This is a genomic window from Synechococcus sp. TAK9802 (genome assembly GCF_014279535.1).
In the GTDB taxonomy this organism is placed as follows: Bacteria; Cyanobacteriota; Cyanobacteriia; order PCC-6307; family Cyanobiaceae; genus Parasynechococcus.
Genome location: NZ_CP047937.1, coordinates 1,727,115 through 1,741,682, shown reverse-complemented (window position 1 = coordinate 1,741,682; position 14,568 = coordinate 1,727,115). Strand labels below are relative to the sequence as shown.

Below are 14,568 nucleotides of genomic sequence, written 5' to 3'. Positions count from 1 at the left end.
CGGACCGCAGTTGCCCTTATCCCGCAGCTCCTTCCCAGTGCAAGAGCGCTTCAGTGGTCGTCAGCACTTGATCGGCGCCCGCTTCCCGCAGCCGTTGCTCATAGATGTCGCGCGCCGCAGCCTGCTCTGGGGTTTGTAGGTGAGGCGGTGCCACCGCCAGGCTTACGAATGGTTGTTCCGGCCAGCGTTCCCGGGCCTGGATCACGGTGTTCACATCGGCCACGGTGTCGCCGAGATAGGCCACCTGAACTCCCTCGGCACTGGCCCCCAGTGCTTTGGCCAGGCGGATTAAGCCTGTGGGGTCCGGTTTGTCGGGGGCATCCCCCATCGCGATCAGGGGCGGGTCCTGGAGCCCCAGGCGCTGCTGAAGTACGAAGCGGGCTGAGGGTGGTTCAGCTCCACTCACAAATCCCCAGCGCAACTTGCGCTTCGACAGCGTTGCGAAAAAGCTGGCGTCCACCAGAAGAGGCTCATCACCGATGAAGCCCGTCCATTGGCTGGGGTCTCCGTCCGGATCTCCGCCGAAGTAGAAGCCGCTGAACACATCGATCAGCGCGGCGCGATCCGGCAGCTCAGCACCATGGCGCCGCAGCAGTTCAAGGCTGGCGTCCCAGTCGTTGTTCCAGGCTCCTTCAGCCTTTAACGCATCGATGACATCAGCGCTGGGCTGCCAACCGCAGTAGTGCTGCACAGTGCATTGAAGGGCCCGTCGATAGCTGCCCGCGACATCGCGGATCACACCATCGATGTCGAACAGCAGGATGGTTGGGGATCCCAGAACGTCCAATGTGGAGCGGCTGGTAGGTTAGTTGTTTGTATTTCTGTCTTGAGCGCTGACACCATGACGGTCACCGAAGGCGCTGCCCCTACCGACCAGGAGGTCGCGACTCCGTCCGCCGACGCGGCTGAAGGCGCCACCCAGGCAGCTGAAACCACTGAAAAGCCTGCAGCCAGCGAAGCTGAAGGCCGTCCTGTGCTGAAGGGCGCCGCCGCGGCTCTGGCCACGGCCACCATCGATGCTGATGGTGTTCCTTCTGGTTACACCCCCAAGGCCGATGAGGGCCGCTTCCTGCTGAAAATCCTCTGGCTTCCCGACAACGTGGCCCTTGCGGTTGATCAGATCGTTGGCGGTGGCCCCAGCCCCCTCACCTCCTACTTCTTCTGGCCCCGTGAGGATGCTTGGGAAAGCCTCAAGACCGAGCTGGAAGGCAAGAGCTGGATCACCGACAACGAGCGGGTTGAAGTGCTCAACCAGGCCACTGAGGTGATCAACTACTGGCAGGAAGAGGGCAAAGGCAAGAGCCTCGACGAGGCCAAGGCCAAGTTCCCTGACGTCACCTTCTGCGGTACCGCCTGATTCCGCTTTTCAATTTGATGATGCAAACCTGCCTTCGGGCAGGTTTTTTTTATGCCTTCCCTTGGCTTGGCTGGTTTGTTTGGTGTTGGGAAAACGAAAGGACAAACCACACCACAAAAAAGGCCAGGAGCGCTAACCCCTGGCCTTTTGTGACGTCATCCTTGAAACAGGGGGATGAATCAGTCGGAGGTTTTGCTGGCCTGAAGGCGAGCGCGGGCTTCATTCAGCTGTTGCTGCGCCTTGAGTTTCTCCGGCGAAGCAGGTTGGCCTTCCATGCCAGCCACCACGGTGGAGGCCTTCTGGAAAGCGGCTTCGGCGGCAGCGGCATCGATGGAGCTGCCCAGTTCGGCCTTGTTCACCAGAACGGTGACTTCATCAGCATCCACTTCGGCAAAACCACCCATCAGAGCGATGGAGTTCCAGGCACCGTTGGCACGCACCCGCAGCACACCGATGTCGATGGCGGTGAGCAGGGAGATGTGGCCGGGCAAGATGCCGAGTTGACCGGTGGTACTGGGCAGGATCACCTCGTCGGCGCTGCCATCAAAGACGTTCTGGTCTGTTGCCAGCACGCGGAGGGTGAGGGACATGAACCTTGGTTCGAAAAGAGAACGGACTGTCGAGAAACACGTGATCGGGGGTGTGAATCACACCCCCGCAGGGATCACTTGGTTTCGGCGGCGATCTTCTCGGCCTTGGCTTTCACTTCCTCGATGTTGCCCACCAGGTAGAAGGCGGCTTCGGGGAGGCTGTCCAGCTCACCGGAAAGGATCTGGTTGAAACCAGCGATGGTCTCCTCCAGCTTCACGTACTTGCCAGGCATGCCGGTGAAGATTTCAGCCACGAAGAAAGGCTGGGAGAGGAACTTCTCCACCTTGCGGGCACGGTCCACGGTGCGACGGTCGTCTTCCGACAGTTCGTCGAGACCCAGAATCGCGATGATGTCCTGCAGTTCCTTGTAGCGCTGCAGGGTGGACTGCACGGCGCGGGCGGTGCGGTAGTGCTCGTCACCCACCACAGCTGGCTGGAGCATGGTGCTGGTGGAATCCAGAGGATCCACAGCGGGGTAGATGCCCTTGGAAGCCAGGGCACGGTTCAGCACCGTGGTGGCGTCGAGGTGAGCAAAGGTGGTGGCTGGTGCGGGGTCGGTCAGGTCGTCAGCAGGCACGTAAACGGCCTGGATCGAGGTGATCGAACCTTCAACGGTGGACGCAACACGCTCTTGCAGGGCACCCACGTCGGTGCCCAGGGTCGGCTGGTAACCCACAGCGGAAGGCATGCGGCCCAGCAGTGCGGATACCTCGGAGCCGGCCTGCACGAAGCGGAAGATGTTGTCCACGAACAGCAGCACGTCCTGCTTGTTCACGTCGCGGAAGTGCTCAGCCATGGTCAGAGCGGAGAGGCCCACGCGCATCCGGGCGCCGGGGGGCTCGTTCATCTGGCCGTAGCAGAGGGCCACCTTCGACTTGGACAGGTCGTCGGCGTTGATCACGCCGGATTCCTTGAATTCCTCGTAGAGGTCGTTGCCCTCACGGGTGCGCTCACCCACACCACCGAACACAGACACACCGCCGTGCTCCTTGGCGATGTTGTTGATCAGCTCCTGAATCAGCACGGTCTTGCCCACGCCGGCGCCGCCGAACAGGCCGACCTTGCCGCCCTGGCGATAGGCAGCCAGGAGGTCGATCACCTTGATGCCGGTCTCGAACACCTTGGGCTTGGTCTCAAGCTCGGTGATGTTGGGGGCATCCCGGTGGATGGGAGCGGTGGCCGTGGTGTTGACGGGGCCCTGCTCGTCGACGGGCTCGCCCAGCACGTTGAAGATGCGGCCGAGGGTGCCTTCACCAACGGGCACGGAGATCGGAGCACCGGTGTCAACGGCTTCCATGCCGCGCACCAGACCGTCGGTGCCACTCATGGCAACGGCACGAACCCGGTGATCACCCAGAAGCTGTTGAACCTCAGCGGTCAGGGCGACGTCGTCACCTGCGGGGTTTTTCCCCTCGATGCGCAGGGCGTTATAGATCTTGGGCAGTTTCCCGGCGGGAAATTCCACGTCCAGAACCGGGCCGATCACCTGACGGATCACACCCTTGGTGCCAGCAGATGCAGGAGCAGAAGCGACCATAGGAAGGAGAGTTGCGGGAACAGGCGCTGCGCGCTCGGACCCATTCAGAGCGGCGCAACCATACCACCGCTGTGGTTGCACCCCCTCCGGTTCGGTCACCCGCACAGCTTGGGGTATGGCCCGGGGGGTGGTCGCTTGCATACGTTGGCACTCATCGGCATCGAGTGCCAACTCGCGTCGATGCGTGGCGCAATGCGCCCTGTCCCTGCTCCTGCAAGTACCCATGGCTGCTGTTTCTCTCAGCGTCTCGACCGTTAAACCCCTCGGCGACCGCGTGTTCGTCAAGGTCTCTGAATCCGAAGAGAAGACTGCCGGCGGCATCCTTCTGCCTGACACCGCTAAAGAAAAGCCCCAGGTGGGTGAAGTGGTTCAGGTGGGCCCCGGCAAGCGCAACGACGACGGCAGCCGTCAGGCTCCCGAAGTTGGTCTGGGCGACAAGGTCCTCTACAGCAAGTACGCCGGCACCGACATCAAGCTCGGCAGCGATGAATACGTGCTGCTGTCCGAGAAGGACATCCTGGCTGTCGTCAACTGAGATCAGCCCCGCTGCATTGCGGCTTGAGTCTCAACTCAGCCTCCCTTAACCATCCTCTTCATTAGGAATCGCCTTCCATGGCAAAGCGCATCATCTACAACGAGAACGCCCGTCGCGCTCTCGAAAAAGGCATCGACATCCTTTGCGAAGCCGTTGCCGTGACCCTGGGTCCCAAGGGCCGCAACGTGGTGCTCGAGAAGAAGTTCGGTGCACCCCAGATCATCAATGACGGCGTCACCATCGCCAAGGAGATCGAGCTCGAAGACCACATCGAGAACACCGGTGTTGCTCTGATCCGTCAAGCCGCCTCCAAAACCAACGACGCTGCCGGTGACGGCACCACCACCGCCACCGTTCTGGCCCACGCCATGGTCAAGGCGGGTCTGCGCAACGTGGCTGCCGGTGCCAACGCCATCACCCTGAAGAAGGGCATCGACAAGGCTTCCGATTTCCTGGTCAGCAAGATCAAGGAAATGGCCAAGCCCATCGCTGACAGCAATGCCATCGCTCAGGTCGGCACCATCTCCGCTGGCAACGACGAAGAAGTCGGCAAGATGATTGCCGATGCCATGGACAAGGTTGGCAAGGAAGGTGTTATTTCCCTCGAAGAGGGCAAGTCCATGGAGACCGAACTCGAGGTCACCGAGGGCATGCGCTTCGATAAGGGCTACATCTCCCCTTATTTCGCCACCGACACCGAGCGGATGGAAGCCGTCCTCGACGAGCCTTACATCCTTCTCACCGACAAGAAGATCGGTCTGGTGCAGGATCTGGTGCCCGTGCTGGAGCAAATCGCCCGCACCGGCAAGCCTCTGCTGATCATTGCTGAGGACATCGAGAAGGAAGCCCTCGCCACTCTGGTGGTGAACCGTCTGCGCGGTGTGCTGAACGTGGCCGCTGTGAAGGCTCCTGGTTTTGGTGATCGCCGCAAGGCCATGTTGGAAGACATGGCTGTGCTGACCAACGGTCAGCTGATCACCGAAGATGCCGGTCTCAAGCTGGAGAACGCCAAGCTCGAGATGCTGGGCACCGCCCGTCGCATCACCATCAATAAGGACACCACCACCATCGTTGCCGAGGGCAACGAGGCGGCTGTCGGCGCCCGCTGCGAACAGATCAAGAAGCAGATGGACGAGACCGACTCCACCTACGACAAGGAGAAGCTGCAGGAGCGCCTGGCCAAGCTGGCCGGTGGCGTGGCTGTGGTGAAGGTGGGTGCAGCCACCGAAACCGAGATGAAGGACAAGAAACTCCGTCTCGAGGACGCCATCAACGCCACCAAGGCGGCTGTTGAGGAAGGCATCGTTCCTGGCGGCGGCACCACCCTGGCTCACCTGGCTCCGGCCCTGGAGCAGTGGGCAGCCTCCAGCCTGTCCGGCGAGGAACTGATCGGCGCCAACATCGTGGCTGCTGCTCTTACTGCTCCGCTGATGCGCATCGCTGAAAACGCAGGTGCTAACGGCGCTGTTGTGGCTGAGAACGTCAAGGCTCGCGCTGGTGCCGAAGGTTTCAACGCTGCCTCCGGTGAGTACGTCGACATGCTGGCTGCCGGCATCGTCGATCCCGCCAAGGTGACCCGCTCCGGTCTGCAAAATGCCGCGTCCATCGCTGGCATGGTGCTCACCACCGAGTGCATCGTGGCTGATCTGCCTGAGAAGAAGGAAGCAGCTCCTGCCGGCGGCGGCATGGGCGGCGGCGACTTCGACTACTGATCGACCTTCGGGTGGTCGGGAGATCACCCGAACTCAAGTCATGCCAAGAGGTCCTGAGGGGCCTCTTTTTTGTGTTCGGATGCTGTCTTGTAAGAACTAGCTTTTACAAGACATGTGGTGCCTGGGGGTCGGCGTTGGTTGCCGCCCATGAAGGATGTGAGGTGCGGAGAGGCGCCGGCTAGTGTCTTGCTGTGTATCGATGTGTCGGGACAAATGCCCCAGCGCCCCGGAGCTTTCGCCGCCCAGTTCGCTCCAGAGACGCTGCAGCGTTTCAAGGCCCTTTGCCGACAGCAAGACAAGGCCTACTCCAAGGTGTTGGAGCGTCTTGCCTTGTTGTACGTCGAAACGGATGGAGGCATTCTTTCCCCGGCCAGCACGGCTTCTGCTCCCTCAAAAGGCGTGCAAAAAAGGCAAGTTCAGGTTGAATCTTTGCAAAACAAGCTGTTAGAGGATCTATTGAAGCGGGTTGAAATCCTTGAAAAGAAGGAAGCAAAAACGTTGTACGAGCTTGATCGGGTCTACAAGGAAATTGCTTTTCTGAAATCAGGCTTGCAAAGCCCTGAGTAATGTTTCTGGAGTCGGAAGTCTGACGGCTTAAGTTCAAGGCCGCTACGGCTCTTAGCGATTCGGGCTGCTTGAAGAGCTCTTGCTCTATTGATATTGCAATGCCGCCTCAGTTTTGCCTTGGTTTTCTGGATTCGTGCTCTATTTACCTTGTTAAGTGACTTCTGGTCCGCGAAATTGATCGGAAAAGAGCGGCAATTTGATGAATAGTAACTCAACCATTAGGTCGAAGCTGCTTTCAAAGAATGCGTGCTGAAAATTGAGTTTGTGAGCGGGTTGGTTTAGTTCAACCAGCCAGCGCTCAGGATCACGGCCAAGGACAAAAACAACGCCAGGCATGTCCATGTCAGACGGTTCAACGTTGCTTCTGCGCTGCTGGCGCTGCTGAACATGGAGCTGCCGCTTGCCGCCAAGCCACCCATGCCATCACCTTTGGGGCTATGCAGCAGCACCAAGACGATCAACAGAAGGCCGGTGCCGATCCAGCTCCAGGACAAAATTGAGGTGAGCATCAAACGGAAAGAGGAAGGCGAGCGGTCTTGGGGGTGGGGTCCATGTTGGACATGGGGGCAATCAGGCTTTGGCCAGTCATGGCCGCCGGTTGCGGAAGGCCAAGAATTTGCAGCAACGTCGGAGCGATATCGGCCAGCCCACCGTTATCGCGCAACGTGATGGCGTTGCCATGGCCAGGCAGTTTGCGCCGTTCTCCTTCGATCAGGATCGCAGGCACAGGGTTGGTGGTGTGGGCTGTCCAGGCTTGGCCATCCGGACCCTTCATCAATTCGGCATTGCCGTGATCAGCCGTGATCAGCATGGTTCCGCCTTGGCGTCCCACCGCATCCAACAACCGGCCAATGCAGGCATCCACGGTTTGGATGGCTTCCTTGGCGGCCTCCATGACACCGGTGTGCCCCACCATGTCGGGGTTGGCGTAGTTGATCACAATCAACGAATAGTCCGCCTTCTCAATGGCTGAAATACAGCTGTCGGTGAGTTGCTCCGCCGACATCGCCGGTGAGAGGTCGTAGGTGGCGACCCTCGGCGAGGGCACCAAGTGACGGTCTTCTCCCGCCAGTGGCTGTTCGATGCCACCGTTCATGAAGTACGTGACGTGCGGGTACTTTTCTGTTTCAGCGGTGCGGTACTGCTTCAGCCCAGCGTCTGCCACCACCTGCCCCAACAGTTGGTCGAGCGGCTCGGGGGGGAAGGCCACTTGAACGGGAAGGTCTTGTTCCACCTGGGTGAAGGTGACCACATCCAACTCGGGCGTGTGGCTGCGCTCGAAGCCCTCGAAATCGGAGAGGCAGAGCGCTTGCACGATCTGGCGGGCGCGATCGGGTCGGAAGTTGAACACCAGAACGCTGTCACCGTCTTTGATGACGCTGTTCTTAAGCCGCACCGGTTCGAGGAATTCATCGGTGATGTCCTCGGCATAACTCTCCGCCAGCACCTGCTCGGCCGTCCGGCTGTCGACGGCGATGTTGGGATCGGTGTAGAGGTTGTAAGCCTTTTCGATCCGCTCCCAGCGCTGGTCCCGGTCCATGGCCCAGTACCGGCCACAGAGGCTGGCGAGCTGGCCAACGCCGCTTCTGCTGAGGGCCGCTTCCACCTGGCTGATGTATCCCGGTGCGCTCTGGGTCGGTGTGTCGCGACCATCGGTGATGGCATGCACGGCGACATCAGAGATGCCGCTGTCCGCTGCCCACTGGATCAGTCCACAGAGATGGTCCACGTGGCTGTGGACGCCCCCATCGGAGCAGAGGCCGAGCAGGTGCAAGGTGCCGCCTCGACCTTGGGTGCGCTCTGCCAATTCCTTGAGTGCCTTCGTGTCGCCCAGTTGGTTGCTGCGCACCGTGTCGCTGATTCGCACCAACTCCTGGCGAATGATGCGGCCGGCTCCGATGGTGAGGTGGCCCACCTCAGAGTTACCCATCTGTTGATCGGGGAGGCCCACATGGGAGCCACTGGCCTCAATCAAGGTGTGTGGATAGGCATGCCACAGGGCATCCATCACAGGAGTGCCGCCTTGCTGAATCGCGTTGTGCTCGCTTGCGTTCCTGTAACCCCAGCCATCAAGAATGGCTAGAACGACCGGTGCCACTGTTCCGGAGCGTCCTGAACCGTTGGTAGTGCTTTTCCCCACGTTCACCCGCGACCGACGGTTCTTAAGGACTCTTGCAGAATCAACTTAACGCCACGCCAGCCCTCAAGCTGCAGTTTCAGCCAATTCCCACACCCCGCAGCGCTCAATCCTCCATGGCCGACCCTGAACGGATCGAAATTCTCTCGGAGCGTGAGCTTGGTCTAACGCTGTCGCGTTTGGCGTCGCAGGTGTTGGAGAGCGCCGAAGACAGCCGTCGCTTGATGCTATTGGGGATCCCCACCCGCGGCGTTCAGTTGTCCAGGGTTTTGGCGCGGGAATTGGAGCGGTTGACAGGTCATGCCATCTCCCAGGGGGCCATTGATCCCACGTTCCATCGCGATGATCTGGAGCGCATCGGCACCCGTCTGCCCCAGCTCACGACTCTCCCCACCAGCATTGAGGACCGCCAGGTGATTCTGGTGGACGATGTGATCTTCACGGGGCGGACGGTGCGCGCCGCTCTGGAGGCTATGCAGAGCTGGGGGCGGCCGCAGCGAGTGATGTTGCTGGCCATGGTGGATCGAGGCCATCGGGAGCTTCCAATTCAGCCTGATTTCTGTGGTCGCGTTGTGCCGACCCGACGCAGCGAAACCATCGAGCTCCGCCTCAGGGATGTTGATGGTGAGGAGGGGGTGTTCCTGAGCCGACTCAGCCGGCAGGCTTGAGTTCGTCGGAGCGGAAATGGGCCTTGTAGCGGCCGAAGGCAACGATCACAGGAAGCGTTGGGCTGATCACCCGACCTTTCCAATCATTGAGAACGTTCGCCACCTCTCCGGTCTGCCCTTTCATGTCAAAGGCCTGGCCCCGGTGTTCGGGATGGTTGAACACAACGACGGATGCCTCCACCGTCACCCTGTCGCCCGCCTGCATTGCACCTGAGTCATCCACTGGCTCATCTTGTCACGGGCTCGGGGAGGAGCGTCGACAGAAACTTTCCGGTCCGTCCTCTTCGACGCGACCGCCAAGGTCGCTGCAGCCCATCGAAAAGGCCGTCCAGGGGTCCAGACCTTGGAGCAACTGATCCTCGACGGCGGCATCCAGCCGGTCACCGCTGATGACGTCGGCACGCAGTGCTGGGTGCTGTTGGTGTTGCTGGGCCTCATCGAGGGCCTGAATGGCACTCTCCACCTCTTGACGGGTGGCACTTGCCTGCTGCTGCCACCAGGGATGGTCGAGTTTGTTGAGGCTGTCCAAGGCCTCCCACCAGCGTTCTTGCTCCACCAGTTGAGCCAGCCGACGCTGTTCCAATTGGTTGCGGTTCCAGATCTCCATCAGCGTTGCACTGAGTTGGCTGATGGAGCTGCGCGCGCTGCCTTTGAGGGGATCCAGCAACGCGAGTGCCTGCTGCAGGTCTCCCTCACGAAACAGAGCAATCGCCTGATCCATCAGAGCCTGGCGCCAGCGTTCGAGGGTCTTGCGATGGAGGGCAAGGTCGCCATGGCCCGAGGCGACCAGTTGCTGCTGCAGCGTGAGGGCAGCGATCGAATCGCCTTGGTCCCAGAGATGTTCGGCGTGCTTCTGGCGGCAGAGGGCCTGCTCCTGCGGTGCGCCCTCCCCCAACCAGCGCAGGGAGGCGAGTTGCTCACTGGTGTGGATGCAGGCCTCGTAGTCGTTGGCAGCGAGGGCGCTCTGCAGCCGCTTCGGCAGTTGTTGTTCCCACCAATAGGCACCTGTCGCAATCGCCAGCACCAATCCCAGGGTTCCAATACCCCAGAGCCGAAGCAGCAGTTGACGCGGTGCCGCCACGAAGGGTGGAGCTGAACGTTGGTTCTGTTTTATGGAGTGACGGCTCCCGTTCCAAGGGCCTGTGGACGGACGTCTTATCGGACAGCCCCCAGCGTTGGCTGGGACCACGTCCGACCTGAACGCAGATCGTTGATCTCCAGCTGAAGCTGCGCTTCTTGATCAATGCTCCAGCGCAGCCGCAGGCAGTCTTCGCCCTGCTCTCCGGCGGGATCCAGAGGCAGCACCAGCTCGATGCCTGGCCAAGGCTGGTGGGAGACCTCCCCGGCGGTCTGCTCCTGCAGAGTCGGCAAACCATTGATGAAGACCACGCTGTGGCTCCCCTGGGGGATGGGCTCCCCCAGCACCAGCTCCAAGCTGCGTTGACCGGTCCGGCTGGCGGCCAGCACCAGCTCCAGGGGGGCGGGGCTCGGCCAGGGTTGACCGGCCACGAAGAGGGGGTGCCAGCGGTGGCTGTTGCTGCGCTGATCCCAGAAACGCAGGGAAACACCGTGTTGCAGCACATCCCGAATGGCAACCCCTGGCGTGAGTTGAAGCGCACCCAGGGCCACCGCCTCCACCGGTGGCGGGGTGAGCAAGGGCGCTGGCGCCGTGTGCTCGGAGAGCCACTGGCGCAGGAGGGGTAGCTGGGCACCGCCGCCGACGGCCACCACGCCCTCCAGATCTTCAAGGCTGCAGTTGTTGCGGCGACCGCCGGCGAGACAGGTCTCCAGCAGTTGTTCGAGGGCGTCTCCGAAGCCGCGCTCCAGTAGAAGCGCGTTGAGTTCGCTGCGCGACAGGCGGAGCACATGCTCCTGCTCATCCACCGCCAATTCCATCAGGGGCTCGCGTTCGGCCAAGGCGGTGTCGCTCAGCCGGCATTTGAGCCGTTCGGCAGCATTGAGCAGGGGGGTGCTGGCGGGTTGACCCGGGCAACAGCGGTCCACAATCCAGCGATCGATGTCACGGCCCCCGAGGCGCAGCCCCGCTTTGCCCAGAACCTTTGCTGTGCGCAGCATCTGGCGGCTGTTGTCACCGAGGCTGCGCCCCCCCAGCCGCAGCAGTTGGGCGATCGGTGCGGCACGGCCTTCCCCTCCTTCCAGAGCCACCAGGGCCAGATCCAGCGTGCTTCCGCCCAGGTCCACCACCAGCAGAGTGGAACCAGCGGGAAGCCCTGCACCCATGGCGGCTGCTGTGGGTTCATCCACCAGGGCGATCTCGGCCACCGGCAGCGTGGTGCAGGCCTGCAGCAACCAGCTGCGATACGACCGGTAGCACTCCACCGGGGCGGTCAGCACCAGCCGCTCCACCGGGAGATCGCTGGGGAGCCGGCTCCAGATCTGTTGAAGCAGCTGTTCTCCAGCCCAGCGGGCTGCGTCCTGCTCTGGTGCATCCGCTTGACCGATGCGGCCTTTGAAGTCGCGATGCAGACGGCTGTCAACGGAGTCATTGAGGCCTGACTCGAGCACCTGCCGACCAATCAGGGGGCGTTGGGATGCCTCCCACACCAGGCTGGGAACTTCACCAGCCCGGCTGCAAATGGCCGGCAGGTTCAGCAGATCGGCTGTTGTGGATGTCGCTCCCTGATAGGCCACCACCGTGGTGGTGCTGCCCAAATCGATGGCGAGTGTTCCGCCCCGTTGGTCTGAATGCTGAAGCTTTTCTTCGCCCACGCGATCTCTGACCGTGCTCAGGGCACGGTGAAGTCAGGATGAGACTAGGGGGACTGGCGGCGATGGATCGATTGCAACAGCTGATTTTCTCCTTCTACCGTGAAGATCCTGAACTGCAGGAGAGGCTGGAGCCGCTGCGGAGCTGTCGCATGCGTCGCAGCTGGGGCAGCATCCGCATCGAGTGCATCGACGATGCACATCTTGAGGAATTGAGTGGTTTGGTCGCTGATCTGCGCTTGCCCCTGGCGGCCTTGGGAATGGGGCGCCAGATCGTGTTGCGGGTTCCAGGCTCCCGTCAGCGGGCTTACCCCATGCACGTGCCTTTTCACACCGACCAGCTGGCCTGAGACGGTCACCAATTAATGTGAACTTGTTTGATAAAGAAGCCTGTGCTTTCGGCCGGAGTGGATTCCAAGGATCTCGCCAAGCGTGGCGAAAGCTTGATTCGTCAATCAAGCAACCGTTATCTGACGACGGTGCGGATCGCCTTCCGGGCCAAGCAGCGCCGCTTCGACGACTTTGACGGTCTGCTGGAGGAGTCCAGCGTCAAGCCGGTGCAACGGGCCATTGTGGAATTGAGCGACGAGCAAGACCAGCCCGATCTGCTGCCTGGTTGATCCATCGGCTGTGATTCAACAGGAGGGGGTTGGATGGCGGGTGTCGCACGACCCCTCCCGCGGCGAATTTTGCGTTCTCATAGGGGGAGAACGCTGGGCGTTTGAGTTGACCGAGCCGGAGTGGCGAGATCTGGTGGATCTCGTGGCGACCCTTGAACAGCAGCACAGGGGTCTGGTTGACCAACTGATGCCAGAGGAGTCGATCGAGCTGGAGCTGGATCGAGGCGTCTGGTGGGGATGCTTGAGCGGTGATCGCAACCAATGGGAGTTGCGCATCCTGATCACCCCGCTTGAGGGACGTGCGGCGCAGGGAGAGTGGCCTGCCCCAGCGGCGGCGGCGGCCGTTGCGGCCTTGAGAACGTTGTGGGACTCGCAGCACTGATTAATCCAGCTAATCATTTTCGAGTCATTGATTTCCCCCGCCCTTTTCCTGCTGCTCTGCACAGTTTTTCCACAGGCCATGGGCCTTTAAAGCCGCCCTCGCGGGTTTCTGTGGAAATCCCCCGTTTGTCGTTTTTTTTGCTTGACGATGGCGGCGGGCTGCTCAGTTCCGTCTAGGCCGGCGCTTCGATCAGTGCAGGAGTGGCTTTCTGGCAGGAATCTCGTTTGGAGATTCGTGAGAATGGCCCCGTGTTGGGGGTTCTTGACGGCGGCGCCGTGGTGTGGAGAACTAGTGTTCGTTTCGAAGAGAAAAGATGCCGGAAGGCCTTGAGCAAGCCGCGGCTGAGACCAGTGTTGTGAGTTTCCAATCGGAAGTGCCGCAGCCCCTCCAGCAGGCCATGACCCAGTTCATCGAAGGACATCCGAACTGGGATCAATACCGTTTGGTTCAGGCGGCGCTTGCCGGCTTCTTGGTTCAGAACGGCCAGGCATCGCGGGAGATCACCAGGGTTTATGTCGGAAACATGTTCCGCCGGGAATCGCTGATCAATGGGGTCTGAGGCCGGCAGCAGGCCATTAGCACCAGGGCGCTGAAGGGGAGGCTGAGCAGCAGCCCCAGGGTGGCCCCGATCAGCCCTAGAAGATTGAGGCCGAGCAGCATCCCCAGCAGTGCCAGCACCTTGAGCCCATTGCGGTGCACCAGCTGTCGGCTGTGGTCCATCGCCTGAAGCGCTCGGCAGCGCTCGTGCACGAGCAGGGGCAGTGCCAGGACTTGGCTGAACAGCCAGCTCAACAGCACCATTCCCCCGAGTAGCACGCTCAGACCTGCCAAGGCCGTGCTCCAGCGTCCGAGCGCCCAACTCAACGACTGAATCAATCCGACGCCCCCCAGCACCAGCACCAGCTCAAGCAGCACCAGGGTGAAGGCCTGGCGCAGCAGCTGTCTCCAGCTCTGTTGGGGGCGGTCGTCGCGTCGGTCAGGGAGCAGGCCATCCGTCAGTTGCAGCAGGCCCAGGAGAGGCAGCAGCGGAAGCACCAGGCTGATCAACACTGAGAGGTCCCCCAGCCGATTCAGCCATGGGGATCCCGCCAGGCGCAGGTCATGGCCGATCACCGCAGGGCCGCTGGCACTGATCAACACCAACGCCGCCAAGCCAACACAGCGCCAGGGCGCCCGGCTGAAGCCGATCCAGGCCCGTGGCAGCAGCGTGACCAGTGGGATTTCAGTGGAGCTGGCCAAGCCGTGAAAGGAGGTCGTTGGCGGTGTCGGTGGGGACCGGCAGGATTGAGAGCCTGTTGCCGCGTTTGATCACGGGCAGCTGCTCTTCGCTGTAGAGCTCCCGTAGCTGGTCGAGGCTGAGCAGAGCGTCGAATTCGCCGAGGAATCGCAGCCGTGCGCAGTCCCAGCGTGGTTTCTCGGGGCTGGATTTGGGGTCGTAGTACTTGGCCGTGGGATCAAATTGCGTGGGGTCTACTAGGCCGGTCTCCATCACTTTCATCAGCCCGATGATCCCGGGGGGCTTGCAATTGGAGTGATAAAAAAATGCTTGGTCGCCCACCTCCATGCTGCGCATGAAATTGCGGGCCTGGTAGTTGCGAATGCCGTCCCACAGCGTGGTGCCCTCGCGCCGCAGATCATCGATCCCGTAGGCGTCGGGTTCGCTTTTCATCAACCAGAAGGCCACGTCGCAAGGCTTGTTTCACACCATCATCGGACCGTTAGGCCCAGATGCATC

General features: G+C 61.3%; 19 protein-coding genes. 9 read left to right on the top strand and 10 right to left on the bottom strand.

From position 1 onward, the window contains the following. Positions 1–16: 16 nt before the first annotated feature. Positions 17–787, bottom strand: coding sequence for a TIGR01548 family HAD-type hydrolase (locus SynTAK9802_RS10075; RefSeq protein WP_186495959.1), 771 nt, complete (start codon positions 785–787; stop codon positions 17–19). Positions 788–841: 54 nt separating this feature from the next. Between SynTAK9802_RS10075 and SynTAK9802_RS10070 the strand changes: the two genes are divergently transcribed. Then, positions 842–1,357 carry a 30S ribosomal protein PSRP-3 gene (locus SynTAK9802_RS10070; protein ID WP_114989493.1) on the top strand — a complete coding sequence of 172 codons (516 nt, stop codon included), beginning with the start codon at positions 842–844 and terminating at the stop codon, positions 1,355–1,357. A 179-nt stretch (positions 1,358–1,536) separates the two neighbouring features. On the opposite strand, the gene atpC is transcribed toward SynTAK9802_RS10070, so the two are convergent. Next, positions 1,537–1,947: an ATP synthase F1 subunit epsilon gene (atpC, locus tag SynTAK9802_RS10065; RefSeq protein ID WP_186495957.1), complete on the bottom strand. Its 411-nt coding sequence runs from the start codon at positions 1,945–1,947 to the stop codon at positions 1,537–1,539. A gap of 74 nt (positions 1,948–2,021) precedes the next feature. Further along, positions 2,022–3,485 (bottom strand): F0F1 ATP synthase subunit beta, encoded by a 1,464-nt coding sequence (gene atpD, locus SynTAK9802_RS10060; protein ID WP_186495956.1) that lies wholly within the window; start codon positions 3,483–3,485, stop codon positions 2,022–2,024. Between the two features lie 223 nt (positions 3,486–3,708). Between atpD and groES the strand changes: the two genes are divergently transcribed. The 3 genes from groES (at position 3,709) to SynTAK9802_RS10045 (ending at position 6,299) form a co-directional block, all read left to right on the top strand. Then, positions 3,709–4,020, top strand: a complete 312-nt coding sequence (gene groES / locus SynTAK9802_RS10055) for a co-chaperone GroES (protein WP_186495954.1) — start codon at positions 3,709–3,711, stop codon at positions 4,018–4,020. 77 nt (positions 4,021–4,097) lie between these two features. Next, positions 4,098–5,732, top strand: coding sequence for a chaperonin GroEL (groL, locus tag SynTAK9802_RS10050; protein WP_006851861.1), 1,635 nt, complete (start codon positions 4,098–4,100; stop codon positions 5,730–5,732). A 213-nt stretch (positions 5,733–5,945) separates the two neighbouring features. Continuing rightward, positions 5,946–6,299, top strand: coding sequence for a hypothetical protein (locus SynTAK9802_RS10045; RefSeq protein ID WP_186495952.1), 354 nt, complete (start codon positions 5,946–5,948; stop codon positions 6,297–6,299). A gap of 278 nt (positions 6,300–6,577) precedes the next feature. On the opposite strand, the gene secG is transcribed toward SynTAK9802_RS10045, so the two are convergent. Continuing rightward, positions 6,578–6,808, bottom strand: coding sequence for a preprotein translocase subunit SecG (secG, locus tag SynTAK9802_RS10040; RefSeq protein WP_006849683.1), 231 nt, complete (start codon positions 6,806–6,808; stop codon positions 6,578–6,580). After that, positions 6,808–8,445, bottom strand: a complete 1,638-nt coding sequence (gpmI, locus tag SynTAK9802_RS10035) for a 2,3-bisphosphoglycerate-independent phosphoglycerate mutase (protein ID WP_186495951.1) — start codon at positions 8,443–8,445, stop codon at positions 6,808–6,810. Before gpmI ends, secG begins: the two co-directional genes overlap by 1 nt. Positions 8,446–8,552: 107 nt before the next feature. Here gpmI and pyrR point away from each other — a divergent pair, with 107 nt between their 5' ends. Next, positions 8,553–9,104: a bifunctional pyr operon transcriptional regulator/uracil phosphoribosyltransferase PyrR gene (gene pyrR / locus SynTAK9802_RS10030; protein WP_114989567.1), complete on the top strand. Its 552-nt coding sequence runs from the start codon at positions 8,553–8,555 to the stop codon at positions 9,102–9,104. On the opposite strand, the gene SynTAK9802_RS10025 is transcribed toward pyrR, so the two are convergent. The 3 genes from SynTAK9802_RS10025 to SynTAK9802_RS10015 all read right to left on the bottom strand — a co-directional run bounded on the left by SynTAK9802_RS10025 (position 9,088) and on the right by SynTAK9802_RS10015 (position 11,834). Continuing rightward, the gene (locus SynTAK9802_RS10025; RefSeq protein WP_186498180.1) at positions 9,088–9,309 is read right to left on the bottom strand and encodes a ferredoxin-thioredoxin reductase variable chain; all 222 of its coding nucleotides are present in this window, start codon (positions 9,307–9,309) and stop codon (positions 9,088–9,090) included. The genes pyrR and SynTAK9802_RS10025 overlap by 17 nt on opposite strands. A gap of 30 nt (positions 9,310–9,339) precedes the next feature. Further along, a complete protein-coding gene (locus SynTAK9802_RS10020; protein ID WP_186495949.1) occupies positions 9,340–10,185 on the bottom strand; it encodes a hypothetical protein in 846 nt (281 codons plus the stop codon). A gap of 74 nt (positions 10,186–10,259) precedes the next feature. Next, on the bottom strand, positions 10,260–11,834 hold the full coding sequence (locus tag SynTAK9802_RS10015) for an Hsp70 family protein (RefSeq protein ID WP_186495947.1): 1,575 nt from the start codon (positions 11,832–11,834) through the stop codon (positions 10,260–10,262). A 62-nt stretch (positions 11,835–11,896) separates the two neighbouring features. Here SynTAK9802_RS10015 and SynTAK9802_RS10010 point away from each other — a divergent pair, with 62 nt between their 5' ends. The 4 genes from SynTAK9802_RS10010 (at position 11,897) to SynTAK9802_RS09995 (ending at position 13,392) form a co-directional block, all read left to right on the top strand. Beyond that, complete coding sequence (locus SynTAK9802_RS10010; RefSeq protein WP_114989486.1) at positions 11,897–12,181, top strand: hypothetical protein; 285 nt, start codon at positions 11,897–11,899, stop codon at positions 12,179–12,181. Between the two features lie 42 nt (positions 12,182–12,223). Then, positions 12,224–12,451, top strand: a complete 228-nt coding sequence (locus SynTAK9802_RS10005; RefSeq protein ID WP_025362489.1) for a DNA-directed RNA polymerase subunit omega — start codon at positions 12,224–12,226, stop codon at positions 12,449–12,451. Positions 12,452–12,461: 10 nt separating this feature from the next. Further along, the gene (locus SynTAK9802_RS10000) at positions 12,462–12,833 is read left to right on the top strand and encodes a DUF1818 family protein (protein WP_186495946.1); all 372 of its coding nucleotides are present in this window, start codon (positions 12,462–12,464) and stop codon (positions 12,831–12,833) included. A gap of 313 nt (positions 12,834–13,146) precedes the next feature. After that, the gene (locus SynTAK9802_RS09995) at positions 13,147–13,392 is read left to right on the top strand and encodes a DUF2811 domain-containing protein (protein WP_006851681.1); all 246 of its coding nucleotides are present in this window, start codon (positions 13,147–13,149) and stop codon (positions 13,390–13,392) included. Here the strand turns inward: SynTAK9802_RS09995 and SynTAK9802_RS09990 are convergent. Together SynTAK9802_RS09990 and SynTAK9802_RS09985 are read right to left on the bottom strand one after the other, a co-directional pair. Then, positions 13,344–14,072, bottom strand: a complete 729-nt coding sequence (locus SynTAK9802_RS09990) for a hypothetical protein (protein WP_186495944.1) — start codon at positions 14,070–14,072, stop codon at positions 13,344–13,346. The two genes, SynTAK9802_RS09995 and SynTAK9802_RS09990, sit on opposite strands and share 49 nt — an antisense overlap. Then, on the bottom strand, positions 14,056–14,502 hold the full coding sequence (locus SynTAK9802_RS09985; RefSeq protein WP_186495942.1) for an EVE domain-containing protein: 447 nt from the start codon (positions 14,500–14,502) through the stop codon (positions 14,056–14,058). The genes SynTAK9802_RS09990 and SynTAK9802_RS09985 overlap by 17 nt, the downstream gene beginning before the upstream one ends. Positions 14,503–14,568: the final 66 nt, after the last annotated feature.

What these genes read in the sequence shown, in the direction of transcription:
- SynTAK9802_RS10070 (WP_114989493.1), top strand. Translation starts at nt 842, where the DNA reads ATGACGGTCACCGAAGGCGCTGCCCCTACCGACCAGGAGGTCGCGACT.
- atpC (WP_186495957.1), bottom strand. Translation starts at nt 1,947, where the DNA reads ATGTCCCTCACCCTCCGCGTGCTGGCAACAGACCAGAACGTCTTTGAT.
- atpD (WP_186495956.1), bottom strand. Translation starts at nt 3,485, where the DNA reads ATGGTCGCTTCTGCTCCTGCATCTGCTGGCACCAAGGGTGTGATCCGT.
- groES (WP_186495954.1), top strand. Translation starts at nt 3,709, where the DNA reads ATGGCTGCTGTTTCTCTCAGCGTCTCGACCGTTAAACCCCTCGGCGAC.
- groL (WP_006851861.1), top strand. Translation starts at nt 4,098, where the DNA reads ATGGCAAAGCGCATCATCTACAACGAGAACGCCCGTCGCGCTCTCGAA.
- SynTAK9802_RS10045 (WP_186495952.1), top strand. Translation starts at nt 5,946, where the DNA reads ATGCCCCAGCGCCCCGGAGCTTTCGCCGCCCAGTTCGCTCCAGAGACG.
- secG (WP_006849683.1), bottom strand. Translation starts at nt 6,808, where the DNA reads ATGCTCACCTCAATTTTGTCCTGGAGCTGGATCGGCACCGGCCTTCTG.
- pyrR (WP_114989567.1), top strand. Translation starts at nt 8,553, where the DNA reads ATGGCCGACCCTGAACGGATCGAAATTCTCTCGGAGCGTGAGCTTGGT.
- SynTAK9802_RS10025 (WP_186498180.1), bottom strand. Translation starts at nt 9,309, where the DNA reads ATGCAGGCGGGCGACAGGGTGACGGTGGAGGCATCCGTCGTTGTGTTC.
- SynTAK9802_RS10010 (WP_114989486.1), top strand. Translation starts at nt 11,897, where the DNA reads ATGGATCGATTGCAACAGCTGATTTTCTCCTTCTACCGTGAAGATCCT.
- SynTAK9802_RS09995 (WP_006851681.1), top strand. Translation starts at nt 13,147, where the DNA reads ATGCCGGAAGGCCTTGAGCAAGCCGCGGCTGAGACCAGTGTTGTGAGT.
- SynTAK9802_RS09985 (WP_186495942.1), bottom strand. Translation starts at nt 14,502, where the DNA reads ATGAAAAGCGAACCCGACGCCTACGGGATCGATGATCTGCGGCGCGAG.